At 67.9% G+C, this 23,168-nt stretch carries 22 protein-coding genes, 3 tRNA genes and 1 pseudogene; 21 read left to right on the top strand and 5 right to left on the bottom strand.

Annotated elements, in window-relative coordinates; translation table 11 throughout:
- The first annotated feature begins 7 nt into the window (after window positions 1–7).
- The 10 genes and pseudogenes from AC6CH2_RS04600 (at window position 8) to AC6CH2_RS04555 (ending at window position 8,523) form a co-directional block, all read left to right on the top strand.
- Entirely contained in the window at window positions 8–457 is a 450-nt protein-coding gene (locus AC6CH2_RS04600) for an ExbD/TolR family protein (RefSeq protein ID WP_498268115.1), read from the top strand.
- Window positions 454–2,202, top strand: coding sequence for a lipid A export permease/ATP-binding protein MsbA (gene msbA / locus AC6CH2_RS04595; RefSeq protein WP_498268114.1), 1,749 nt, complete (start codon window positions 454–456; stop codon window positions 2,200–2,202). The genes AC6CH2_RS04600 and msbA overlap by 4 nt, the downstream gene beginning before the upstream one ends.
- Complete coding sequence (lpxK, locus tag AC6CH2_RS04590; protein ID WP_498268113.1) at window positions 2,199–3,242, top strand: tetraacyldisaccharide 4'-kinase; 1,044 nt, start codon at window positions 2,199–2,201, stop codon at window positions 3,240–3,242. Before msbA ends, lpxK begins: the two co-directional genes overlap by 4 nt.
- Window positions 3,243–3,437: 195 nt before the next feature.
- Window positions 3,438–4,229, top strand: coding sequence for a 3-deoxy-manno-octulosonate cytidylyltransferase (gene kdsB, locus AC6CH2_RS04585; RefSeq protein WP_498268112.1), 792 nt, complete (start codon window positions 3,438–3,440; stop codon window positions 4,227–4,229).
- 2 nt (window positions 4,230–4,231) lie between these two features.
- Complete coding sequence (locus AC6CH2_RS04580) at window positions 4,232–4,708, top strand: low molecular weight protein-tyrosine-phosphatase (RefSeq protein WP_498268111.1); 477 nt, start codon at window positions 4,232–4,234, stop codon at window positions 4,706–4,708.
- Between the two features lie 342 nt (window positions 4,709–5,050).
- A pseudogene (gene uvrC / locus AC6CH2_RS04575) lies at window positions 5,051–6,898 on the top strand (excinuclease ABC subunit UvrC); the annotation flags it as partial.
- Between the two features lie 92 nt (window positions 6,899–6,990).
- A complete protein-coding gene (pgsA, locus tag AC6CH2_RS04570) occupies window positions 6,991–7,566 on the top strand; it encodes a CDP-diacylglycerol--glycerol-3-phosphate 3-phosphatidyltransferase (protein WP_031371443.1) in 576 nt (191 codons plus the stop codon).
- A gap of 126 nt (window positions 7,567–7,692) precedes the next feature.
- Window positions 7,693–7,768 (top strand) — tRNA-Gly (locus tag AC6CH2_RS04565).
- 133 nt (window positions 7,769–7,901) lie between these two features.
- Window positions 7,902–7,975: transfer RNA gene (locus AC6CH2_RS04560), tRNA-Cys, on the top strand.
- A gap of 461 nt (window positions 7,976–8,436) precedes the next feature.
- Window positions 8,437–8,523 (top strand) — tRNA-Leu (locus tag AC6CH2_RS04555).
- A gap of 131 nt (window positions 8,524–8,654) precedes the next feature.
- Here AC6CH2_RS04555 and AC6CH2_RS04550 read toward each other — a convergent pair.
- A complete protein-coding gene (locus tag AC6CH2_RS04550; protein WP_498268110.1) occupies window positions 8,655–9,200 on the bottom strand; it encodes a GNAT family N-acetyltransferase in 546 nt (181 codons plus the stop codon).
- Between the two features lie 5 nt (window positions 9,201–9,205).
- Window positions 9,206–9,772 carry a helix-turn-helix domain-containing protein gene (locus AC6CH2_RS04545; protein WP_498268109.1) on the bottom strand — a complete coding sequence of 189 codons (567 nt, stop codon included), beginning with the start codon at window positions 9,770–9,772 and terminating at the stop codon, window positions 9,206–9,208.
- Between the two features lie 366 nt (window positions 9,773–10,138).
- On the opposite strand from AC6CH2_RS04545, the gene AC6CH2_RS04540 reads away from it, so the two are divergent.
- From AC6CH2_RS04540 to AC6CH2_RS04530, 3 genes are all read left to right on the top strand, one after another.
- Complete coding sequence (locus tag AC6CH2_RS04540) at window positions 10,139–10,663, top strand: hypothetical protein (RefSeq protein ID WP_498268108.1); 525 nt, start codon at window positions 10,139–10,141, stop codon at window positions 10,661–10,663.
- A gap of 7 nt (window positions 10,664–10,670) precedes the next feature.
- The gene (locus tag AC6CH2_RS04535) at window positions 10,671–11,042 is read left to right on the top strand and encodes a hypothetical protein (protein ID WP_498268107.1); all 372 of its coding nucleotides are present in this window, start codon (window positions 10,671–10,673) and stop codon (window positions 11,040–11,042) included.
- A gap of 201 nt (window positions 11,043–11,243) precedes the next feature.
- A complete protein-coding gene (locus AC6CH2_RS04530; protein WP_498268106.1) occupies window positions 11,244–12,605 on the top strand; it encodes a S8 family peptidase in 1,362 nt (453 codons plus the stop codon).
- Between the two features lie 69 nt (window positions 12,606–12,674).
- Here the strand turns inward: AC6CH2_RS04530 and AC6CH2_RS04525 are convergent, their stop codons facing one another.
- Window positions 12,675–13,763 (bottom strand): M35 family metalloendopeptidase, encoded by a 1,089-nt coding sequence (locus AC6CH2_RS04525; RefSeq protein WP_498268105.1) that lies wholly within the window; start codon window positions 13,761–13,763, stop codon window positions 12,675–12,677.
- 233 nt (window positions 13,764–13,996) lie between these two features.
- Here AC6CH2_RS04525 and AC6CH2_RS04520 point away from each other — a divergent pair, with 233 nt between their 5' ends.
- Window positions 13,997–14,662 (top strand): hypothetical protein, encoded by a 666-nt coding sequence (locus AC6CH2_RS04520; RefSeq protein WP_498268104.1) that lies wholly within the window; start codon window positions 13,997–13,999, stop codon window positions 14,660–14,662.
- A gap of 50 nt (window positions 14,663–14,712) precedes the next feature.
- Here the strand turns inward: AC6CH2_RS04520 and AC6CH2_RS04515 are convergent, their stop codons facing one another.
- Complete coding sequence (locus AC6CH2_RS04515; protein WP_498268103.1) at window positions 14,713–15,006, bottom strand: hypothetical protein; 294 nt, start codon at window positions 15,004–15,006, stop codon at window positions 14,713–14,715.
- A gap of 223 nt (window positions 15,007–15,229) precedes the next feature.
- On the opposite strand from AC6CH2_RS04515, the gene AC6CH2_RS04510 reads away from it, so the two are divergent.
- From AC6CH2_RS04510 to AC6CH2_RS04490, 5 genes are all read left to right on the top strand, one after another.
- The gene (locus tag AC6CH2_RS04510) at window positions 15,230–16,051 is read left to right on the top strand and encodes a right-handed parallel beta-helix repeat-containing protein (protein WP_498268102.1); all 822 of its coding nucleotides are present in this window, start codon (window positions 15,230–15,232) and stop codon (window positions 16,049–16,051) included.
- Window positions 16,052–16,284: 233 nt separating this feature from the next.
- The gene (locus AC6CH2_RS04505; protein WP_498268101.1) at window positions 16,285–17,268 is read left to right on the top strand and encodes an NAD-dependent epimerase/dehydratase family protein; all 984 of its coding nucleotides are present in this window, start codon (window positions 16,285–16,287) and stop codon (window positions 17,266–17,268) included.
- A gap of 621 nt (window positions 17,269–17,889) precedes the next feature.
- Window positions 17,890–18,456 (top strand): hypothetical protein, encoded by a 567-nt coding sequence (locus AC6CH2_RS04500; protein WP_498268100.1) that lies wholly within the window; start codon window positions 17,890–17,892, stop codon window positions 18,454–18,456.
- Entirely contained in the window at window positions 18,456–19,157 is a 702-nt protein-coding gene (locus tag AC6CH2_RS04495; protein ID WP_498268099.1) for an SDR family oxidoreductase, read from the top strand. Before AC6CH2_RS04500 ends, AC6CH2_RS04495 begins: the two co-directional genes overlap by 1 nt.
- 168 nt (window positions 19,158–19,325) lie before the next feature.
- Complete coding sequence (locus AC6CH2_RS04490) at window positions 19,326–19,715, top strand: nuclear transport factor 2 family protein (protein ID WP_498268098.1); 390 nt, start codon at window positions 19,326–19,328, stop codon at window positions 19,713–19,715.
- Between the two features lie 169 nt (window positions 19,716–19,884).
- Here AC6CH2_RS04490 and AC6CH2_RS04485 read toward each other — a convergent pair whose 3' ends face one another.
- Window positions 19,885–20,232: a hypothetical protein gene (locus AC6CH2_RS04485; RefSeq protein WP_435395613.1), complete on the bottom strand. Its 348-nt coding sequence runs from the start codon at window positions 20,230–20,232 to the stop codon at window positions 19,885–19,887.
- Between the two features lie 263 nt (window positions 20,233–20,495).
- Between AC6CH2_RS04485 and AC6CH2_RS04480 the strand changes: the two genes are divergently transcribed.
- Both AC6CH2_RS04480 and AC6CH2_RS04475 read left to right on the top strand, forming a co-directional pair.
- Window positions 20,496–21,563, top strand: coding sequence for a diguanylate cyclase (locus tag AC6CH2_RS04480; RefSeq protein WP_498268097.1), 1,068 nt, complete (start codon window positions 20,496–20,498; stop codon window positions 21,561–21,563).
- Window positions 21,564–21,735: 172 nt separating this feature from the next.
- Window positions 21,736–23,025: a nucleotide sugar dehydrogenase gene (locus AC6CH2_RS04475; protein ID WP_498268096.1), complete on the top strand. Its 1,290-nt coding sequence runs from the start codon at window positions 21,736–21,738 to the stop codon at window positions 23,023–23,025.
- The last annotated feature ends 143 nt before the right edge of the window (window positions 23,026–23,168 follow it).

The raw sequence follows: 23,168 nt of genomic DNA, 5'->3' as shown, positions 1-23,168 counted from the left end.
CCGACGCATGCGCATCCGCGACCATCGCGTAGACGACGAGCCCGAGATCAACCTGGTGCCGTTGATCGACGTGATCCTGATCCTGATCATCTTCTTCGTCGTCACCGCTACCTTCGACGCGCGCTCGGTGCTCAAGCTCGAACTGCCGCGCGCCACCGGCGAGCCCTCGGGCGATGCCAGCAAGGCGCTGATCGTGCTGGTCAACGCCGAAGGGCGCTATTTCGTCGGCGACCGCGAGGTGCTGCGCGACGATCTGGAATCGCTCAAGACCACGATAGCGGAAGTCGCCGGCAGCGACCGCGACCGCGCCGTGATGCTGCGCGCCGACGCGCGCACCCCGTACCAGGCCGTGGTCACCGTCTACGACGCGCTCGGCCAGCTCGGGTTCCGCCGGATCATGAGCGCGACCGCGCCGCCGCAACCAGGCGCGCAGTCCGCCGCGGGGACGGTGCGGTGACAGCCGCCGCATCGCCCTGGCAGACCTACCGCCGGTTGCTCGAATTCTCGCGTCCCTACCGCGGACTGCTCTGGATCGCCGCGCTCGGCATGGTGATCGAAGCCGGCGCCGGCGCCGGTTTCACCAAGATCATGGAACCGATCATCAACCAGACTTTCATCGCCAAGAATTCGGCGTTGGCGGTCTGGCTGCCGGCGGCGATCGTCGCCTTGTTCGTGCTGCGCGGCGTGGCCGGTTATCTCACCGACTACTACATGGCCAAGTCCGGTCGCGGGGTCGCCCGCGATCTGCGCGTGAAGGTGCTCGGCAAATACCTGCGCCTGCCGGGTTCGCGCTTCGACACCGAACCGGTGCCGTCGATGCTGGTGCGGCTCGGCTCCGACAGCGACCAGGTCGCGCAGGCCGCGGTCGACGCGCTCAAGGTCATGGTCCAGCAGTCGCTGCAGGCGCTCGCCTTGCTCGGGGTGATGATCTGGACCAGCTGGCAGGTCACCATCGCGGTCGCGGTGATGGCGCCGCCGCTGGCCTGGGTCATGGACAAGGTCGGCCGCCGTTATCGCCGCATCAGCCACAAGATCCAGGAAAGCGGTGCGCAGCTGCTGTTGGCCGCCGACCAGGCGCTGTCGAACCAGCAGGAAGTGAAGGTCTACGGTGCGCAGCCGAGCGAGCTGACCCGCTACGGCGCCATCGCCGACGACTACCTGCGCCTCAGCCTCAAGGTCGAGTCCACCCGCAGCATCGCCTCGGCCATGGTTCAGCTGATGGGCTCGATCGGTCTGGCCTTGTTGCTGCTGGTCGCCAGCCACGAAGCCTTCGCCGGGCGCCTGAGCGCCGGCGGTTTCGTCGCCCTGATGATGTCGATGATGGCGATGATCCCGGCGCTGCGTCAGCTGACCAACGTGCAGAACATGCTGCAGCGCGGCCTGGCCTCGGCCGAGCGCTTGTTCGACGTGCTCGACGCCGCCGACGAGCTCGACGAAGGCACCCGCGAACTCGCGCGCAGCCAGGGCCTGGTCGAGTTCCGCGAGGTCACTGCGCGTTATCCGGGGCAGGACCGTCCGGCGCTGTCGGACATCAGTTTCGTCGCGCGTCCCGGCACCGTCACCGCTATCGTCGGCCGCTCCGGCAGCGGCAAGTCGACCCTGATCAAGCTGATCCCGCGCTTCTACGACCCGGAGGCCGGGCAGATCCTGCTCGACGGCCATCCCGTGCAGGACTACCGCCTGGCCGACCTGCGCCGCCAGATCGCGCTCGTCGGCCAGCAGGTGATGCTGTTCGACGGCACGGTCGCAGCCAATGTCGCCTACGGCGAATTGCAGGACAGCGAGGCCGAAGCGCTGCAGCGCGCGGTCGGCGGCGCCAATGCGAGCGAATTCATCGAGCGCCTGCCGGAAGGCATGAACACGCCGATCGGCGCCAAGGGCGGCAAGCTCTCCGGCGGCCAGCGCCAGCGCCTGGCGATCGCGCGCGCAATGCTCAAGGACGCACCGATCCTGATCCTCGACGAAGCCACCGCCGCGCTCGACACCGAATCCGAACGCCTGGTCCAGGACGCGCTCGAACGGTTGATGCCGGATCGCACCACCCTGGTCATCGCCCATCGCTTGTCGACGATCGAACACGCCGATCAGGTGCTGGTGCTCGACCAGGGCCGCATCGTCGAGCGCGGCAGCCACAGCGAATTGCTCGCCCAGGGCGGTCTGTACGCGCATCTGCACCGCATGCAGTTCCGGGAAGCCGAATGAGCGGCGCCTCGGATCGGCAGCCGCACGTGCCGGCGTATTGGTACGGCGATGTCCCGGTGCCCGCGCATGCGCGCCTGCTCTCGGGCCTGTACGGCGCGGTCACCGACCTGCGCCGCACCCTGTACCGCAAAGGCCTCAAGCGCCGCCGCCACCCCGGCGTACCGGTGATCGTGGTCGGCAACATCACCGCCGGCGGCGCCGGCAAGACGCCGCTGACGATCGCCCTGGTCCAGCGCCTGAAGCAGGAAGGCTGGAACCCGGGCGTCGCCAGCCGCGGTTACGGCCGCGACGATATCGCCACGCCGCTGTGGGTCGAGCGCGACACCGATCCGCGCGTGGGCGGCGACGAGCCGGTGCTGATCGCGCGCCGCACCGGCGCCAAGCTGCGCGCCGACCGCGACCGCGCCGCCGCGGCGAAAGCCCTGGCCGAGACCGGTTGCGACATCGTGATCTGCGACGACGGGCTGCAGCATTACCGGCTCGCCCGCGACATCGAGATCGAAGTCGTCGACGGCCGCCGTCGCTACGGCAACGGCCAGTTGCTGCCGGCGGGGCCGTTGCGCGAGCCGCCCGAACGCGGCGCCGAATGCGACTTCCGCGTGGTCAACATGCCCAACCTCAGCGGCGACTGCGCCGCGGCGACCACCGGCTTCGGCGAATGGCCGATGCGCTTGGTCGCCGACCAGGCGCTGCCGCTGCTCGGCGGCCGGCCGCTAAGACTCGACGCCTTCGTGGGCCAGCGCGTGCACGCGGTCGCCGGCATCGGCGATCCCGAGCGCTACTTCGCCATGCTGCGCAGCCTCGGCATCGCCATCGTGCCGCACGCCTTCGCCGATCATCATCGCTATAGCGCCGCCGATTTCGAGTTCGGCAGCCGCCTGCCGGTGCTGATGACCGAAAAAGACGCGGTCAAGATTCCGTTGGCGGGCGAGGGCGCGTTCGCCTCGGACCTGCACTACAGCGTGCCGGTCCGCGCCGAATTGCCGGAAGCGTTCTGGGTCTCGCTGCTCGACAAACTGCCGGCGCGCGCCGCGCGCTGAGGCCAAGGCGCCGTGTCGGCCTGGCGTGAGCGGCCCGACCTAAGCCGGCCGGCCCCAAGCCGACCTAAGCTGGCCCGCCCCAAGCTGGCCCGAGCTAGGCTGGCCCGAGCTGGGCCGGCCTGACATAAACTCGCCCCGCGCCGCACGCGCGGCACATCGAATCTCTCGCGGCCTGCCGCGACCGTTGGAGCGTACATGAGCCAGGATTTCGTCGTCGCCATTCCCGCCCGTTACGCCGCCTCGCGCCTGCCGGGCAAGCCGCTGCGCGAACTGGCCGGCGAACCGCTGGTGCTGCACGTCGCCCGCCGCGCCCTCGCGGCCGGCGCGCGCGAGGTCTGGGTCGCGGCCGACGACGAGCGCATCGCCCAGGCGTTGAAGGACAGCGGCGTGCAGGTGGCGATGACCTCGACCGCACACGCCTCGGGCACCGACCGCCTGGCCGAGTGCGCCGACATCGCCGGGTGGCGCGACGACACCGTGATCGTCAACCTGCAGGGCGACGAACCCTTCGCGCCGGCCTCGGGCATCCTCGCCACCGCGACCGCGCTGCGCGACAGCGGCGCCGAGATGTCGACCCTGGCCGCGCCGATCGACGAGGTCGCGGTGCTGTTCGATCCGAACGCGGTCAAGCTGGTGCGCGCCGGCAACGGCGATGCGCTGTATTTCAGCAGGGCGCCGATTCCGTGGCCGCGCGACGCCTTCGCCGTCGACCGCGAGCGCATGCCCGGCGGCGGCGAATGGCTGCGTCACATCGGCATCTACGGCTACCGCGCCGGTTTCCTGCGCAAGTTCGCCAAGCTGCGCCCGGGCCGGCTCGAACAGATCGAGTCGCTCGAGCAACTGCGCGCGCTCGAAGCCGGCTACCGCATCGCAGTCGGCATCACTCCGGAGCCGTTCCCGCCCGGCGTCGACACTCCCGAAGACCTCGCCCGCGCCGAAACGCACCTGGCCGGCAACCGGGCGGGCGCGGCGGGCGAGGGCGGCTGAGCATGCGCCTGCTGATCGTCTGTCTCGGCAACATCTGCCGCTCGCCGGTCGCCGAGGGCGTGCTGCGCGCGCGCATCGCCGCCTCGTCGGTGGCCGGGCGGGTCGAGCTCGATTCGGCCGGCACCGGCGACTGGCACGTCGGCGAGCCGCCGGACCGGCGTTCGATCGCCAACGCCGCCGGACACGGCATCGATATTTCCGGCCTGCGCGCGCGCCAACTCGCCGCATCCGACTACCGCGACTTCGACTGGCTGCTGTGCGCCGATCGCGCCAACCTGCGCGATGTCCGCGCCCGCGCGCCGCGCGGCGCCAAGGCCCGCAGCGCGCTGCTGCTCGATTGGTGCGGCCTGGAAATCGAGGGGGAAGTGCCCGATCCCTACACCGGCGGGCCGGCCCAGTTCGAGCACGTGTTCCAGTTGCTCGACCGTGCCGCCGACGGCGCGATCGCGCGCCTGCGCGAAGAGCTGCGCTTGCGCTGATCGCGCTCGCGGCAGGCGCAGGGCGGCCGTCGCCCCTGGCCGCGCCTTGCCGAATGCCGTCGTTGCCTTGCCGCGGCGAGCGCCGAGCGGCCGCATTCGACGATTCGCGAGGCATTCAGTCCGATGTCGGGTTCGGGCCGGGGCATTCGGTCCCAGAGCCCGGTTCCGGCCCTTGCGCTCGCGCATAATCAACCCAATCCAGAAACCGGCCCTTCGCTCCGCTTTCCCCGATCCGCCGATGCCCGCCTCCGCGCCCGCCCGTTCGAACGTCCCCCACCGCGCCTGTGCCGGCGCGCGCGGCGTTGCCGTATCCGCCCGCGCCCGCCCGCAAGCGAGGCTCTCGTGACGGCCGCCCCCCAATCCACGGCGTTCGACGGCAAGGCCTTCGTCAAGCATCTGAGCACCGCGCCGGGCGTGTACCGCATGATCGGCGCCGACGACAACGTGCTCTACGTCGGCAAGGCCGGGGCGCTGCGCAACCGCGTATCGAGCTATTTCAACGCCACGCCCAAGTCGACCCGCATCATGTCGATGCTGGCCCAGACCGTGCGCATGGAGGTCACGGTCACCCGCACCGAGGCCGAGGCGCTGATCCTCGAGAACCAGCTGATCAAATCGCTCAAGCCGCGCTACAACGTGCTGCTGCGCGACGACAAGAGCTATCCCTACGTCCTGATGACCCAGGAGGCTTGGCCGCGCATCGCCATGCACCGCGGTCCGCGCGCGATCCCCGGGCGTTACTTCGGCCCCTATGCCAGTGTCGGCGCGGTGCGCGACACGCTCAATCTGATGCACAAGCTGTTCCGCCTGCGCAGCTGCGAGGACAGCGTGTTCCGCAACCGTTCGCGGCCCTGCCTGCAGCACCAGATCGGTCGCTGCAGCGCGCCCTGCGTGGGCCTGGTGCCGGCGCGCGACTACGCCGAGAGCGTGCGCCGCGCCGGCCTGTTGCTGGACGGGCGCAGTGACGAGCTCACCGACGAGCTCGGCCGCAGCATGGAAGAGGCGAGCATGCGCCTGGATTTCGAGGACGCCGCGCGCCTGCGCGATCTTATCACCGGCATCCGCACTCTGCAGGCGCGCCAGTATGTCGATGGCCGCGCCGCCGATCTCGACGTGCTCGCGGTGGCGATGCAGGGCGTATCGGCCTGCGTACTGCTGCTCGCGTTCCGCGACGGCCGCAACCTCGGTACGCGCGCGTTCTTTCCCAAGACCAACGGCAGCGACAACCCCGAGGAAGTGCTGGCCGCGTTCGTCTCGCAGTACTACGCCGAGCAGCCTCCGCCGCGCGAAATCGTGCTCGACCGCGACCTGCCCGAGCGCGAGCTGCTCGAACACGCGCTGTCGAGTTCCGGCGAGCGCCGGGTCCAGATCAAATGCAACGTGCGCGGCGAACGCGCCGGTTATCTCGACATGGCCCGGCGCAACGCCGAACTCGCGCTCGGCACCGAACTCACCAGCCACGCCGCCCAGCTCGCCCGCGCCGAAGCTTTGCGCGACCTGCTCGGGATGCCGTCGCTGCCGTCGCGGATCGAGTGCTTCGACATCAGCCACACCATGGGCGAGGCCACCGTCGCCTCGTGCGTGGTGTTCGATGCCGAAGGCCCGGTGCGTGGCCAGTACCGCCGCTACAACATCACCGGCATCGTCGAGGGCGACGACTACGCGGCCATGAACCAGGCGATTTCGCGCCGGTTCCGGCGCGCGGTCGAGGAAAACGGGGTGGTCCCGGACGTCCTGCTGATCGACGGCGGGGCCGGGCAGGTGGCCCAGGCCCGCGCCGCGCTCGACGAGCTCGGGGTCGAGGGCCTGATCCTGGTCGGCGTGGCCAAGGGGCCTGCCCGGCGCCCCGGCGAGGAGGAATTGCTGCTCCCGGACGGCCGGACCGTGCGCCCGGGCGCCGAATCGCCGGCCCTGCAGTTGGTCCAGCAGGTTCGCGACGAGGCGCACCGTTTCGCCATCACCGGCCATCGGGGGCGTCGCCAGAAGGCCCGCAACAGCAGTAGGCTGGAAGACATTCCCGGTATCGGGCCGCGTCGGCGCGCTAATCTGTTGCGGCATTTCGGTGGTCTGGGCGGCTTGAAGGCCGCCGGGGTCGAGGAGATCGCCCGGGTCGAGGGAGTCAACGAAGCCCTGGCCGAGCGCATCTACGCCGCCTTGCACGGGCTGGACGCACCCGCCGAGGCGGCGGGCACGGGCGCTGGCAACAAGGTCGCCGCTGCGGCGGCGGGCGGCAAGAAGCAGGGGGCCGCGGCCGCGGCACCCGATCCCAAGCGGAGTGAAGGATGAAGTTGACCATACCCACCATGCTGACTCTGGCCCGGATCGTGCTGATCCCGGTGCTGGTGGTGGTGTTTTTCCTGGACTATCCGTGGACCAATTTCGCCGCCGCGTTCATTTTCGCGTTCGCCTCGATCACCGACTGGCTCGACGGCTGGATCGCGCGCCGCTACGACCAGTACTCGGCGTTCGGCGCCTTTCTGGACCCGGTGGCCGACAAGCTGATGGTCGCGGTGGCGCTGCTGCTGATCGTGCAGAAACATCCGACCGTGTGGATGACCTTGTGGGCGGCGGTCATCGTCGGCCGCGAAATCGCGGTGTCGGCGCTGCGCGAGTGGATGGCCGAGCTCGGCCAGCGCGCCGCGGTGAAAGTGGCCTCGATCGGCAAGATCAAGACCATCGTGCAGATGGTCGCGCTGGTTTGCCTGCTTTATCAGGAGCGCGTGTGGGGCTTGCCGATCTTCGGCATCGGCGAATGGTTGCTGGCCGCGGCGGCGTTGCTGACTTTGTGGTCGGGACTAGCGTATTTACGCGCGGCATGGCCTATAATGCGCGAGGACGCCAACAAGCCCACGAACTGATCGCATCGGTTCGGCGCGAACGAAGCCTTGGCAGGCGACGAACGCATCGGGGACTGAATCGCTTCCAGGCATCGAAAAAAAGTAGTTGACACTTTTCTTTCGATCCCTAAAATATCGCTTCCTTCAGCGGGAATAGCTCAGTTGGTAGAGCACGACCTTGCCAAGGTCGGGGTCGCGAGTTCGAGTCTCGTTTCCCGCTCCAAATTAGAGGACCTCCGGTAACGGAGTCATCCTCAGAAACAAAACCCCGCCCGCGGGGTTTTGTTTTTTCAGGTGAAGGCTTGCCGCGATTGCAAGCCGACGCAGCCGCAGGCAGTATGCTGTGGCAAGTCACCGGCCGGGTGGCAGAGTGGTTATGCAGCGGACTGCAAATCCGCGTACGCCGGTTCAATTCCGACCTCGGCCTCCAATTCGAAAACGACCAGGGCGACCTGGTCGTTTTTTTTGCGTCCGGCGTTCGCGCGAGTCGTCCGAAGCCGGACGGTCGCGCGGCGGCGTCGCAGTCTGGGTTCGAGATTGCGCCGCGCGCAGTCCAGGCCGGCTTGATCCATGCGGGCGCTTTCGCGGGCGAGCGCGCCGCGTTTGCCCTTAGGCGGCCCCGGGACCGGCGCGCATCGACGATCGCGAACATCCGCAGTGAGCCGTTTCGCCGCGACGGCATGGCGGATTCGACAGGCAGAGTATTCGGATCGGATGATCGAGCGGGGCAAGTCGTCGCGACACGATCGCAAGCGCATTGCCGTCCCATTCCCAGGTAGAGACGAGTGCGCCCCCATCGGCATTGCCCGAGACAAGCCAAGCCGCTGCGAAAGGCGCTCTTGGTGTCGTGCCGCGCACGGCTGTCGTAAGCTATCGCCGTCACCGCATCCTGCCCGGATGGCGAAATCGGTAGACGCAGCAGACTTAAAATCTGCCGGGGGCAACTCCGTGCCGGTTCGATTCCGGCTCCGGGCACCAACGCGCGGTTTCGGGAAAACCTTTGGATTTGCGCTCGCGCACAGGTTTTTTCACGCACCGCGTGCGATATCGCGCTTGGCGCGCTCGCGCGACGCGGACACTCGGTAACGAAGCGGCCGCGCCGGCTCGGCTCAAACCCTTTTCCAGAAAATGATCGTCCCGGTCAGCCCGCCATGCGGCTTCAGGGCGTAGTCGGGGATTTCGCCGGCGCGGACGTAGCCCAGTTTTTCGTACAGGGCCGAAGCGCCTTCGTCGGCCGCGGTGTCGAGCACGAGCAGGCTGCGCCGATGCTCGCGCGCCCGCGTTTCGGCGGCGCGCACCAGCGACGAGGCCACACCGCGGCCGCGATGGCCGCGGCGCGTCATCAGCTTGGCGATTTCGGCCCGGTGCGGTTGGTTGGGCGGGCAGTCGAGCAGCAGGCTCACCGTGCCGACGAGCCGGTCGCGATCGAAGGCGCCGAGCACGATGCGCGTGCCGAGATCGGCCGCCGCCAGCGCGTTGCGCCAGAACGCCTGCGCCTGCTCCGGCGGCAGCGGATGCATGAAGCCGACCGAGCCGCCGTGAGCGACGACCTCGATCAGCAGTTCGCTCAGCATCGAGTGGATTTCGGCCGAGGACGACAGCGGCCTGATCTCGATGGCGTGCCGGTCGGCGATGGACGTTTCGGTGGCGGGCATGCGGCTCAGCTCCTGGCCAGGACGACGAGGTAGGTGCAGGGCTTCGGGGTTTCGTTGGCGAGCACGACGTCCGACGGTGGGCCGAAGCCGAGGCAGTCGCCGGCCTGCAGGCGATAGGTCTCGCCGCCTTCGACGATGCTGAGTTCGCCTTCGACCACCCGGATGGCCTGGCGTATGCGCGCATAAGACGAGGCGGGCAGGGACACGCGCCTTCCGGGCGGCATCTCGACCTCGACGATCTCGACCGGATGGTCGGGACGGACGAAGACCTGCTTGCGGCGGTATCCGGTGTCCGGGTCGCGCCAAACCGGTTGCGCGTCGGCGCGCGACAGCCGGCCGGCATCGCCCTCGGCGCGCAGCAGCAGCCCGGCCAGGGTCAGGTCGAAGGCGCCGGCCAATCGCACCAGCAGGGCCGCGGTCGGGCTGGTTTCGCCGCGTTCGATCTTGCTGATCGCGGCTTTCGACACCTCCGAGCGGGCGGCCAGTTCGGACAGCGACCAGCCGCGGGTTTCGCGCTCCAGGCGTATCCGGCGGGCCAGTTGGCGGCTCGATTCATCCAGTAAAGTAGTCATTTGTATCTTTTACTGGACGATAATGGGGAGCGTCAACCGCTGCCGGGTAGGGCGCGCCGAGGACTTCAACGGAACCAGGATCCGCTGAGAGGTCCGTGCAGCAAGCCGATGCGTGCATCCGGGCGATGAGTCGAGTTCGCCTACGCCGAGCCAGACTGCCCTTGGACCCCATCGAGCCCGGCGACGACGGGTAGTGCGGTTCACGTACGGCTAACGCTTAGGGGCGCAGGCTGGCGCGTCACCACGACGCAATGTCGTATTCAGCCATTCAGGCGCAGAAGATTCCTTTCCTTCCGCATCAGCTTCGCACTCCCGCTTCCGGCGTGTGCACGGTCTTGGTCGTTTATCGCGTCGCTGGAGACCGGAGTGAACGATCGGCACGACCAGCGTTTGCGGATCCCGCATCCGTTGTTCGCTGCGGCCTCGGCCGCAACGCCGGCGCGCCGGGTCGAAGAATCAACGATCCAACAACAAGCGGGGCGGCGGACAAATCTTCGCCGTCGTTTAGGTGCGAGCCAGGGAGCCGGCGGTGCAGGACTGGGAGTCCGTCACCGCCGCAGCGGCTCGCGATGGAATCAGCCGGGCGCAACGCAAGCCGTTCGCCGTGTGCCGGAGAGGCCGATGCAAGAGAACGTCGAATGGTTCTATTTCACCCTGGGTAACGGCCAAAGCATCGGGCCGCTGCAGTTGCGGCGCATCTGGATGGAAGCCTGCAGTTCCACCAATGTCAGCGTTCACCGCACCCATCGTCTATTGCTGGGAAAGCAGACCGCGATCTATTCCCTGCGCGCCTCGCCCAGGCTCGGGGATCTGCGCATCGTCGAGTCGCGCCTTCGCCGGCTGCTGGACGATTCCAGGCTCAGCAGTGTTTTAACTTTCGTGTCGCATTGAGGTTTTCATGCAGCTTATGTTCGACATCGCCGTTGGCAAATGCGAATCCATCGACCAATCGTCGGTAACCGTTCGCCTCGACAGCGCCATCGTCAGTCGTCTCATCCCCGGCCGTGCCTGGAGCCGTTCCGGCACCAGCATCCTCAAGATCAGCCTGCGCCTGTGCAGCGAACGCAGGCCGCCCAGGGTCGGCAGCGAGACTTTCCTGCAGCGCGAAGCGCTGTTGCGCAATCCGCTGGCCAGCCTCGATCTGCTCGGCGACGGCGAGTTCACCCCGGTCAGGCTGCGCGCGCTCGGCACCGATACCGACCCGCAGTTGCCCGAGGCGGTGCCGGTGAGGGCCAAGGCCGCGGCATCGCGCCCGCGCAAGGACGCCTGATTCCAGGCTCCAGATTCCAGACCGGCCGCATCGCGGCCGCGACCCGCCCAGGGCGCCATCCCTAGCGAATTCGCGCCCGGATTCAGTCAATTCAGTGTTTGCTGCAATGCAGCATGTGCGTGACCGATTTGGCACATACATTCGTTTGGCGACCCCGCGGTCGCCAGCCAATAGCTGAAGCCAACACTGAAGGGGCAGCCAATGGAATCCTCGTTTCGTATCGCTTTGCTGTGCGGCGCGGTGCTGTCTGCGCTCGGCGCCTCTTCCGCCGTCGCCGGCGGCAGGCCGGACCTGGTCCTGGCCGGGCTGAAGGCCGGTCGTGCGCATCAGCCGGGAGAGCTGCTGGTGAAGTACCGCGACGGCAGCACGGCCGCGCAACGGATTTCGGCCCGTCAGGCATTCGGGCTGCAAAAGCTCGAGATCCTGCGCGGCGGCAATTCCACGCGCGGCGAGCTGGCCCTGATGCGGGTGCCGGCCGGACGCGACCTGGCGGCGACCCTGTACGAACTCGGCAAGAACCCGAGCGTCGAATACGCCGAACCGAACTGGCAGTACGTACACCAGGCCAGCTCGAACGATACCTATTACACCAACGGTTCGCTGTGGGGCATGTACGGCTCCGGCACGAGCCCGGCGAACGCATACGGTTCGCAGGCCGCTGTCGCCTGGGCCGGCGGCCATACCGATTGCAGCAACGTCGTCGTCGGCGTCATCGACGAAGGCTATATGTATTCGCATCCGGATCTCGCCGCCAACGTCTGGACCAATCCCTACGATCCGGTCGACGGCGTCGACAACGACGGCAACGGCTATATCGACGATGTGCGCGGCTGGGACTTCGACGGCAACGACAACCAGGTCTTCGACGGCGCCGGCGACGACCACGGCACCCACGTGGCCGGCACCATCGCCGGCACCGGCGGCAACGGCCAGGGCGTGGCCGGCGTGTGCTGGAGCGGCGTCAAGCTGATCAGCGGCAAGTTCCTCGGCCGCCGCGGCGGCACCACCGCCAACGCGATCAAGGCGGTCGACTACTTCAACGACCTCAAGGCGCGCCACGGTCTGAACATCGTCGCGACCAACAACTCCTGGGGCGGCGGGCCGTTCTCGCAGGCGCTGCAGGACGCGATCGGCCGCGCCAATACCGCCGGTATCCTGTTCGTGGTCGCGGCCGGCAACGCCGGCGTCAACTGCGAGACCTCCGACTGCTACCCGGCCGAGTATCCGAACCCGAACGTGCTGTCGGTGACGGCGCTGCGCTCGAACGGCACCCAGATCTACAGCTACGGCTCGACCACCATCGATATCGGCGCGCCGGGCTACGGCATCTGGTCGACCGTACCGGTGTCCTCGAAGGGCAGCGTCGTGCCGAGCTATGCGAGTTACAACGGCACCTCGATGGCGACGCCGCATGTGACCGGTGCGGCGGCCTTGTATGCGTCCTCGCATCCGGGCGCGACCGCGGCCGACATCAAGAGTGCGATCATGAGTTCGGCGATCGCGACGCCGTCGCTGAGCGGCAAGACGGTGAGCGGCGGGCGCCTCAACGCCGCCGGTTTCTGATTCAGGCGTCTGTCGAGCGATAACCGAAGGCCCCAGGAAACCGGGGCCTTCTCGTTGCCGCGCTAAAACTCAATTCTGCGCCGGCGTGTTTTCGGCGAAGTACTCGTGGCTGTCGGCGTTGTCGAGCGCGTTGGTCGGGTTGCTGATCGCCAGACTCTTCGCGCCGGCCTGCCCGTAGACATGATCGTCGGTACCGGCGACGGCATCGAAGTGGCTCATCTCGTGGATCAGGGTGCCGGCCTTGGAGTCGGTGCCGGTCAGCGATGCGCTCCAGAACGCGCGGCAGACGTAGATCTCGTAAGGCTGGTTCGGATAGACGTAGGCGTAGTACTTCTGGTTGCAGCCGCAGTTGACGGTGATCGCGCCGTTGCTCTGGTCCATGGCGGCGTCGATGGCGACGAAGTGCTGGCTCGCGGTGCCGTAGCGCTGCGAGGTGTAGGCGCCGAACCAGGTGGTGTAGCGCGGGCCGACGGTGCCGGCGCCGAGGTAGCTCTTGGCGTTCTCCGAATACCCGCGCGCTGCGGCGATGGCGCTGCCGATGGTGTCGATCTGGGTCGCGTCGCAGCTCTTGTAGGACACGCCATCGACGACGCTGCCGCCGCCGCCCGGCTTGCCCTTGGCGCTGCTCTCGCCCTTGCCGTTGACCCACAGGCTCAGCGGAGCGCTCTTGGCGACCAGCGGCAGGCCGTTGTCGTGGCGCAACAGCTTGCCGTCCGACAGCGACGCGAACTGCAGCGGCGACTCCAGGTTGACCACGTACCGGCCGCTGCGCGAGAAATCGTAGGCCTGCGACAGATCGACCACGCTGCGCAGGGTTTCGCCCGCGCGCAGGATCGCGAAGTCGGCCGCATCGGGCAGGCCGCGCTTGATCATCGGGCCGTTATAAGCCACCGCCACGCCGTCGCGGCTGATGGTGAACAGCTTGGATTCGGCGAGATTCGAGGGCAGTTGCCATTTGGGCACGCGGGCGGTGTGGCGGCTGGTATTGGTGACGGTGACTTCGACCTGGCCGTCGAAGTTTCCGTCCTGATCGGCGACGGCCATCAAGCCGATGCGCAGCGGGTTGTTCTTTTCGTGCGGCGGCGCCGCGGTGACGGAGGCGATCGCGCCGGCGAGAACGACGCTGCCCGCGACCGCGGACATGAGACTGATTTTCATTCAAAAATCCCCGGGGGTGGACCAAAGTGTCCGGCAGGCCGGACGCCTCCACGTAACCAGAATGCCTACTTGAATGCATTGTGCGTCGCATCACGCTTTACTGGGTCGGGGTTAAGGGGCGCGGCGGATACTGCGCTCGAAGGCCTGGCGAAACCGTATGCTCGGCGCCTTCATCCGGACATCACGCGCGACCAAGACGAGGTGCTGCAATGAAAGACATGAAGCGAGCGGGTATGGCCCTGCTGCTGGGCCTGAGCCTGGCGGGGGCGGCGCAGGCACAGACGGTCGGCTACAACATTCGCACCGGCGACGTCTGGGTCGATACGCGGCTCGGCGAGATCAACGACTACGGTCGGCGGTATCGCGAGCCCTTCGTCAGCGAGATCACCGGTTATTACGGCGCGCCGCGTTCGCTGATCGACGAGTTGCTCGATCGCCGCGGCTGGTCCCCGGGCGATGTTTACTACGCCTGCGCCATCGCGCGTTCGCTCGGCGTGCCGTGCCTGAACGTCGTGCGCGAATACGACCGCAACCCCGGACAGGGCTGGGGCGCAGTCGCCCAGCGCATGGGCATCAAGCCCGGTTCGCCGGCTTTCCACGCGCTCAAGCGCGGCGCCGTCGGCACCTACGATCGCTGGGGCTATCCGATCAATGTGAACCAGTCGGTGCACGTCGATTGGGCTCAGCACGGCCCCGGCAAGGGCAAGGGCAAGTCCAACGGGCCTTCCGGCGGCAAGAAGCACGGCCCCGCTTCCTCGCACTCCGATCACCCGAGCTCGAAAGGAAACGGCCGCGGCAACTCCGACAAGGGCGGCGGTCATGGCAAGGGGCAGGGCGGCGACAAAGGCCACGGCGGCGGCAAGGGCCAGGGCAAAGGAAAGGACAAGGGCCACGGCTGACTCGGGCCGGTAAGAAAAAACGGACCCGAGGCGTCGGCCTCGGGTGTCGTTCACTGCAACCGGCAAGACTGTGCCAGTAGCTGAAATTTTTCGGATTTAGGGCGCGGCTCTCCTGCGATGCGCAACCGAAGCGCCGCGCCGAGGCTATCGCCGCGATGCGCGAGCGCAGTCCCGATTGATCGAACCCAGATGCAGCCGCAACGGCATGCGCGCCCGAACGCCGTCGCGATACCGCCCCGCTTCTTCAAATAGACGCCGACGACGCGCGCCGTCGCGGCGCCTGCGACGCCGGTCGGCGATTCTGTCCCGGTCGCGATGCAGGCAGGCCGGAGAGACGGCTTCATTCGCGGTCGACGCCAGGAATCACGCATTCGACAGGGAAGTCGGTATCGAACGCCATGCTTCCGGCGCGCCGCAGGTCCAGGGACGACTGCCGGCCTCGCCGGCCTGCTTCATCACGACATTCCACCCAACGCAGGACGCGGCATGCCGCCGCGTGTTCCTGTGCAGCACGACGGGCGCGTTTCGCGCAGCCGTCGTTTCATCGGCGCTCTTAAAAGGATATTCATGCGCTCCATTCTGCTTTCCAGCCTGGCCCTGTCGGCCGCGGTATTCAGCGCGAACGCGTTGGCTTGCGACACCATCGTCACCTCGGCCAATCCGCATATCACCGAGCCCGGCAAGTACTGCCTGACCAGGAATCTTGACGTCCCGCTGCACATCAACGGCCACGACATCGAACTCGATTGCAAGGGCCGGACCTTGGTCAACCCGGACCCGAGCGGCAACGGTTTCGCCGCGATTGCGGTGGATTCCTGGTCCAAGGTGACTGTGCGCAATTGCCGCATCGAGGGTTATCCGCTCGGTATCCATCTGCGTACGAGTTCGGGCGATCAGTTGCTCAACAATACGGTGGTGCGTCCGCGCGATGCGGGCTTCATGATCCTGGGCCACAACCTGCCGGAAGGCGACGGGGCCCGGGTGATCGGCAATCGCGTCCTCGACTACGGCAATCAGGCCGTTGCGAGTTGGCGCGAAGCCATCCGGGTCATGAGCGCGCCGCGCACTGTAATCACCAATAATGTGATCGCCGGCTACCATGGCGGCGGCCTGCTCGTCGACGCTTCGGCCGACGTGCAGGCGACCGGCAATCAGTTCCTCGATTTTCCGGACGCCACCCACCGGATCATCGAGCTGCGCGAGTCGCCGCGGGCGCGACTGGTGCACAACTCGATCATGTTGCGGACGCGTTCGGGCCTGCAGGGATTGATCGGCGGTGCCGGTGCGACCTGCATCGAGAACATCGCCATCAATACCGTACGCTCGGGCTTTTCCGAGTGCGCGGTCTCCCGTTACAACGTCGAAGAGCCGGCGCCGTTCCTGCCGTAACCTGTGCCGTAAACCATCGGCGATGGATCGCTGCTGTAAGCCGATACGAGAACAATGCCGGCGCCGCATTCGCGGCGCCGGCTGCGTATCCCGGCGATTTCTCTCGATGCCATCGCGACACAGGCCGGCACGCCGCATGGCGCCGGATTCGCGGCCTTGCTAGGCTTTACGCATCCATCCAGGCCCGGACCGCCATCGCTGCGGCGGGCGCGCGTCGCCAGGAGTCCGTCCCGATGTCCATCCTCGTCACCGGCAGTGCCGGCCACCTCGGTGAAGGCCTGATGCGCCGACTGCGCGCGCAATCGCGCGACGCGGTCGGCATCGACCTGAAGGCCTCGGCCTTCACCGATCGGGTCGGTTCGATCGCCGACCGCGCCTTCGTCCGCGACGCCATGCAGGGCGTGCGCGCGGTGGTGCATGCCGCGACCCTGCACAAGCCGCACGTCGCCACCCATCGCTATCAGGACTTCATCGACACCAACGTCACCGGCACCCTGGTGCTGCTCGAGGAAGCGCTCGCGGCCGGCGTCGAATCCTTCGTCTTCACCAGCACCACCAGCGCGTTCGGCGCGGCCTTGAAGCCGGTGCCCGGCGGTCCGGCGACCTGGATCACCGAAGCAGTGACGCCGGTGCCGAAGAATATCTACGGCACCACCAAGATCGCCGCCGAAGGCCTGTGCGAGTTGTTTCATCGCCGGCATAAGTTGCCGGTGCTGGTGCTGCGCACCTCGCGCTTCTTTCCCGAGGACGACGACGATGCCTCGGTGCGCGAGGTCTATCCGGCGGCCAACGTCCAGGCCAACGAGCTGCTGTATCGGCGCGCCGATATCGAGGACATCGTCGACGCGCATCTGCGCGCGGTCGAACGCGCCCCGGCGCTGGGCTTCGGCCGCTACATCGTGTCGGCGACCACGCCGTTCGGCCGCGACGATCTGCACGCCCTGCGCGAGGATGCCGCGGCGGTGGTGGAGCGGCTGTTCCCCGATTGCCGCGCCTTGTACGCGGCCAAGGGCTGGCGGCTGTTTCCGCAGCTCGACCGGGTCTACGTCAACGAGGCCGCCCGCCGCGACCTGGGCTGGGAGCCGCGTTACGGTTTCGCCTACGTGCTCGACTGCCTGCGCGCCGGCATGGACTTCCGCAGCGCGCTCGCCCACGAGGTCGGCGTGAAGGGCTATCACGACCGCGTGTTCGAAGGCATGCCGTACCCGGTGGCTTGAGACGACGGAAGTCCACGCGTAGGGCGGTGCGTGCCGCGGCACGGCATCGCGAGCGGCCGCGTATTAACCTGGGCCGGAGAGATTACGGTCGCGACTTGCGTCGCTCCTACCCAAGCGCAGATGGACCGCCGAAGCCCAGGGGTAGGGCGGTGCGTGCCGCGGCACGGCATCGCGAGCGGCCGCGTATTAACCTGGGCCGGAGAAATCACGGTCGCGACTCACGTCGCTCCTACCCAAGCGCAGATGGACCGCCGAGCCCAGGGGTAGGAGCGGTGTGAGCCGCGACCACGGCATCGCGAGCGGCCCCGTATTAACCTGGGCGGGAGAAATCACGGTCGCGACTCACGTCGCTCCTGCCCGAGAGCAATGCCGGCATCCTTTGCGGCGTGATTGGCCGCGTTTTCATGCGATTGCCGCGCCGGGTAGGGAAAACCGCCGTCAGCTGGCTAGAATGCGGGTCATCGCGTTCGGAGCTGTGCGGCAGGTAGGCCTCGTCGCCGACGCTCCGGCCGCCGTCGATTGGACGCAGCGCCGAGGAGTAGACGAGATGGCGATCGATTCTGGCCGGCCTTCGCCGCAGCGGCCCGGTACCCGCCGAACGGCCGCGGCTGCCCGCGTTTTATGAGCTGGACCGCATTGATCTGCCTGGGGGCCAGCGACGGCCCGCGCGTGGAGAATCTGTTGCTGGCGGCGGCGCAACTGCGGACCGAGTTCGACGTTGCACCCGATGCGCGCGCCACGGGTGCCTGTTCGGAGCTGTTCGGCGACCGCCATCGCCTCCATCGCGGCGGCGCCACGGTCAATTTGATGCTGGCGCTGCAGGTCGCGCCGCGATGGTCGATCGAGAGCATGGAGCGTCGTTTCAAACAGATCGAGGCGGCGTTCGGGCGCGAGCGCGACCCGCAGCGCGTGCTGCCGGTGCCGCTGGATATCGATCTGGTCGGCAGGATCGACGGCGAGGTGCAGTGGCAGGACCGCTACGACCCGGCCCGGCCGTATCTGTTCCATGGCCTGCACCAACTGCCATTGCCGCTGTTGCGCAAAGCGCTCGACGCCGTCGCCTTGCAGCGCGGCTTCCGTCCCGAACACAATGCGATGGGGTTCTATCCCCTGGCCGGAGCGGATTTCGTCGCAGGTTTCCTGCACGCCCAGCCCGAGCCCGCCACCGCCGCTCAGGAGGCCCGCTGATGTCCGATCGCGTCACTTTGGTTACCGGCGCTTCGCAACGGATCGGCCGGGCCATCGTCGAGGCCTGCCTGCAACGCGGCGAACAGGTGGTGGCCCATCGCCGCCGCGCCGCTGCGGCGCCGGCGCCATACTCGGCGCCGGTGCACGAATGGAGCTGGGACATGACCGAGCCGCTGCCGGCGTTGCCGTCGGTGCCAGTCACCGACCTGGTGCTCAATGCCTCGCTGTTCGAGCGCGGCCATGCCTGGGGCGACCTCGGCGCCGGCGATACCGACGAGGAGCGCGAGCGCCTGGAACGGCATCTGCGGGTCAACCTGATCGCGCCCTGGGTGCTGGCGATCGGCCTGCACCAGCGGCAACCGCTGCGTTCGGTGGTGATGATGCTCGACACCTACCTGGACCGTTCTTTCGCCGGCCATGCCGCCTATCAGGTCAGCCGCGCGGCCGGGGCCGGCATGGTGCGCGCGCTCGCCGCCGAGCTCGCGCCGACCCGGGTCAATGCGGTCGCTCCGGGCACGGTACTGCCCTCGGCGCGCGACCCGGCCGAACGCGCCGAACAGGAGGACGCGATCGCCGCGCGCACCGTGCTCGGCCGCATCGGCACGGTCGAGGCGGTGGTCGAGGCGGTGCTGTACCTGCGCGATGCCAGCTACAGCACCGGCGAAATCCTGCGCATCGACGGCGGCCGCTTCAAACTTTGAGTGGGCAAACTTTGAGTGGGCACTCTGAGCGCCGCAGCGCCAAAGCCCGCCTGCGGCGGCCGGCGTTGCAATAGCGCGACAGCCCGGTCCACCGGTGCGATCGCGGCGCTGCCGGGCGCTCGCCATAATCGCGCATCGCCATTTCGCGATGCCGCCGGCGAAGACCGAATGAGCGCTGCCCATAGCCACGACTACGACGCGGTCGTTGCGACCCTCGCGGACTATTTCGACGGTCTGTACCACAGCGACACCGCCCGATTGCGCCGCGCCATGCATCCGCAGGCGCACTACGTCTGCGCGACCGACGGCAGCCTGCTCAAGCTCGACATGGAAGCGTATTGGGCGCGGGTCGACCAGCGCGCATCGCCGGCGAGCCAGGGGGCGGCACGCGAGGACAAGATCGTTTCGCTCGAATTCGCCGGCCCGGTCACCGCGTTCGCGCGCGTCGAATGCGCGATCCCGCCGAAACGCTTCATCGACCTGCTGACCCTGATCCGACTCGACGGCCGCTGGCAGATCATCTCGAAGGTATTTCATTACGAGCTCGACCCGGCCTGATCCGGCATTCGTCGGCGCGGCCCGATGGGTTGTCGAAGGCAAAACTCATGATCGGACCGAGACCGGCGAGCTTGGACGCGGCGGACAGCGCGGGTCGAGACGCCCGCGCAGCCGAACACCCGGGCGCTCGGCGCTCCGGGATGCGTGTCGGGCAGCCCTGATGACCCGCTCAGGGTTGAGCGGCGAGTTCCGCCATGCGGCGTTCGATGCGCAGTTGCGCGGCGTCGGCGTTCTCTTTGGCGCGTTGCCAGGCCGAGCGGGCCGCGTCTTCGGCCTGTTCCCAGTTCAACACCGAGCCCAGGCGGATGCGTTGGTAGCGCGCCGGCAGGTCCAGGCGGGGATCGTCGAAGTCGCGGTCGGGGTGCTCGAGGTGGGCGGCGATGCCGACGTAGAACGCCGGTGCGTAATCGCTGAACCGCAAGCCATCGCGATAAAAGCCGGCGCTGCGGAACTGACTCGCCCAGTAGCTCAGGCCGGGCGTGGTCGGGGCGGGGCGGCCTTGCAAACTGGTCGTCATCATACGGGCTCCGCGCTGGAACCCCCTGTGCAGCGAATCTTGCCCGATCCCGGCGTTAGGTTTTTGTGTACGAAACGTTCACGCCACGCTGTCCGCGCGCCTGGCGCTGGTTCGGTCCCAAGGGCCGTCACCGCCGGTCATCGGAAACCCCGTTCGCGGCCCCGGCGCTTGCGCATTCGGGGCCGGGCGAGCAGGGTATGCTGGTGTTGCCGCAACCCCCCGGGCGGTACCCGTCTCGATGATCCAGGCCGCTGGGAGCGTGCGTGACTGGAACTGCCGACACCTCGTACGACCCGGCGCGAGCGACCGAGCATCTGCGGTTCGTGCGCCGCATCTACCAGATGCGCACCCTCGGTCTGGGGATGGGATTCTTCGCCGTCGCCGGGGTCCTGTACGAACACCACTCGAGCGCCTGGGTCTGGGCGCTGCTGTTCGCCAACGGCTATCTGTGGCCGCCGCTGGCCTACCTGATCGCCTCGCGCAGCGTCGACCCCGAATACGCCGAATACCGCAACCTGATGATCGATTCGGCGCTCGGCGGGATCTGGATCGCGGTGATGCATTTCAACGTGGTGCCGAGCGCTTTGCTGGCGGTGATGCTGTCCGCCGACAAGATCGGCGTCGGCGGTTGGCGTTTTTTCGTGCGCACCGCGACGGTGCAACTGCTGACCTGCGCCACGGTGTGGGCGCTGCTCGGCTTCCCGTTCGCGCCGGACAGCTCGATGCAGGTGATCCTGGCCAGCCTGCCTTTCATGTTCGTCTACCCGATGGCGATCAGCAGCGCGGCCTATGGCCTGGCGCGCAAGGTGGTGCGCCAGAACAAGCAGCTCGATCAGCTCAGCCGCACCGATCCGCTGACCGGCCTGCAGAACCGGCTGCACTGGGACGACTCGGCCACCGCGACCATGACCTACTGCGCGCGCTCCTCGAAGGGCGCGGCCCTGATCCTGATCGATATCGACCGGTTCAAGGAAATCAACGATTTCCACGGACACTTGGTCGGCGACGCGGTGCTACGGCGGGTCGCCGGCACTCTGCACGAGACGGTGCGCCTGACCGACACCGCCAGCCGCATCGGCGGCGACGAGTTCGCCCTGATCCTCATGGACACGGGCCTGGAGGCGGCGGTGGCGATCGCCGAACGCATCCGCAACGCGGTCGAGGACGCCCGCTTCGACGAGGCGCCGTCCTTGCGCTGCACGGTCAGCATCGGCGTGGCGACGACCGGGCCGAAGACCCTCAGCGCTGCGATGTGGATGCGCCACACCGACAACGCGCTGTATCGCGCCAAGCAGCTCGGGCGCAATGCGGTGGTGGTGGCCGAGGATTGAGCGGCCCGACAGGTGCCCGCCGCGGGCCAGACCGGCGGCGATCCGGGCGCGCGAGCCCGGCCGACCGGGCGACGGCGAAGGGCGACCGAGCGCACCGGTTTGCCAGTCCGGAAAGCGGGTCTCTAGAATCCAGGACCGGACCGCCACCACGGCGGCGCACCTAGGGCAGGGCATGACGCAGTACGAAGGCAGCATCGCGCAAACGCGCATCGGCGTGATCGGCCTGGGCTATGTCGGCCTGCCGCTGGCCCTGGAATTCGGCAAGCGCTACGACACCATCGGTTACGACACCAATGCCGTACGCGTGGCCCAGCTCAGCGTCGGCGAAGACCATCACCGCGAGAACGACGCCGACGAGATCGCCGCCTCGACCCACCTGCGCTTCACCGCCAGGGCCGCGGACCTGGTCGACCGCGACGTCTACGTGGTCACCGTGCCGACCCCGATCGACGAGCACAAACGCCCGGACTTCAGCCCGCTGATCGAAGCCAGCCGGGTCATCGGCGGCCTGCTCAAGCCCGGCGACACGGTGATCTACGAGTCGACCGTCTACCCTGGCGCGACCGAGGAAATCTGCGTTCCCGAACTCGAGCGCGCCTCGTCGCTGCGCTTCAACGTCGACTTCTTCGTCGGCTACAGCCCCGAGCGCATCAACCCCGGCGACCGCCGGCGCCGTCTGGTCGATATTCCCAAGGTGACCTCGGGCTCGACGCTGCAGACCGCCGAGCGCGTCGACGCGTTGTACCGCAGCATCATCCCGGCGGGCACCCACCTGGCCTCGAGCCTGCGCGTGGCCGAGGCCGCCAAGGTCATCGAGAACACCCAGCGCGACGCCAACATCGCCCTGATCAACGAATTCGCGCTGATCTTCCAGAAGCTCGGCATCGACACTACCGAGGTGCTGGAGGCGGCCGGCAGCAAGTGGAACTTCCTGCCGTTCCGGCCTGGCCTGGTCGGCGGCCACTGCATCGGCGTGGACCCTTACTACCTGATCCAGAAGGCGCAGAGCGCCGGCTACTATCCCGACATCCTGCTGGCCTGCCGGCGCATCAACGACGCCATGGGCAGCCACATCGCCTCCGACATCGTCAAGCTGATGATCCAGCGCGGCGTGGCCCTGGCCGGTTCGCGGGTCCTGATCCTGGGCATCACCTTCAAGGAAAACTGCGCCGACCTGCGCAACACCCGCGTGGTCGATCTGGCGCGCGAGCTCGGCGAGTACCGGGCCCAGGTGCAGATCTACGACCCCTGGGCCAATGCCGAGGAGGCGCGGCGCGAGTACGGCGTGGAAATGACCGATGCGCCGCAGGCGGGGGCCTACGATGCGGTGGTGGTGGCGGTCGCCCACGACGAGTTCCGCGCGCTCGGCGCCGCCGGCGCGCGCGCCTATGGCCGCCCGGGCGCCTTGTTGTACGACATCAAGAGCCTGTATCCGCGCGCCGAGGTCGACGCGCGGCTGTGAGCCGTGCCGGATATCGCGCCGGTGGAGCCGTGGTTGCGCCGCCACGGCTGCGACGGTGCGGCCCAGCCATGGCGCCGCGGCCATCCGCCCGGCCTCGTGCAGCGGTTGCGCACGCACAGGGTTATGCTCGCCCTCAGCTCGTG

It is taken from the genome of Lysobacter sp. GQ73 (assembly GCF_059758755.1).
Note: the sequence above shows the minus strand (reverse complement) of the source record. Positions and strands in the feature narration are given on the sequence as shown.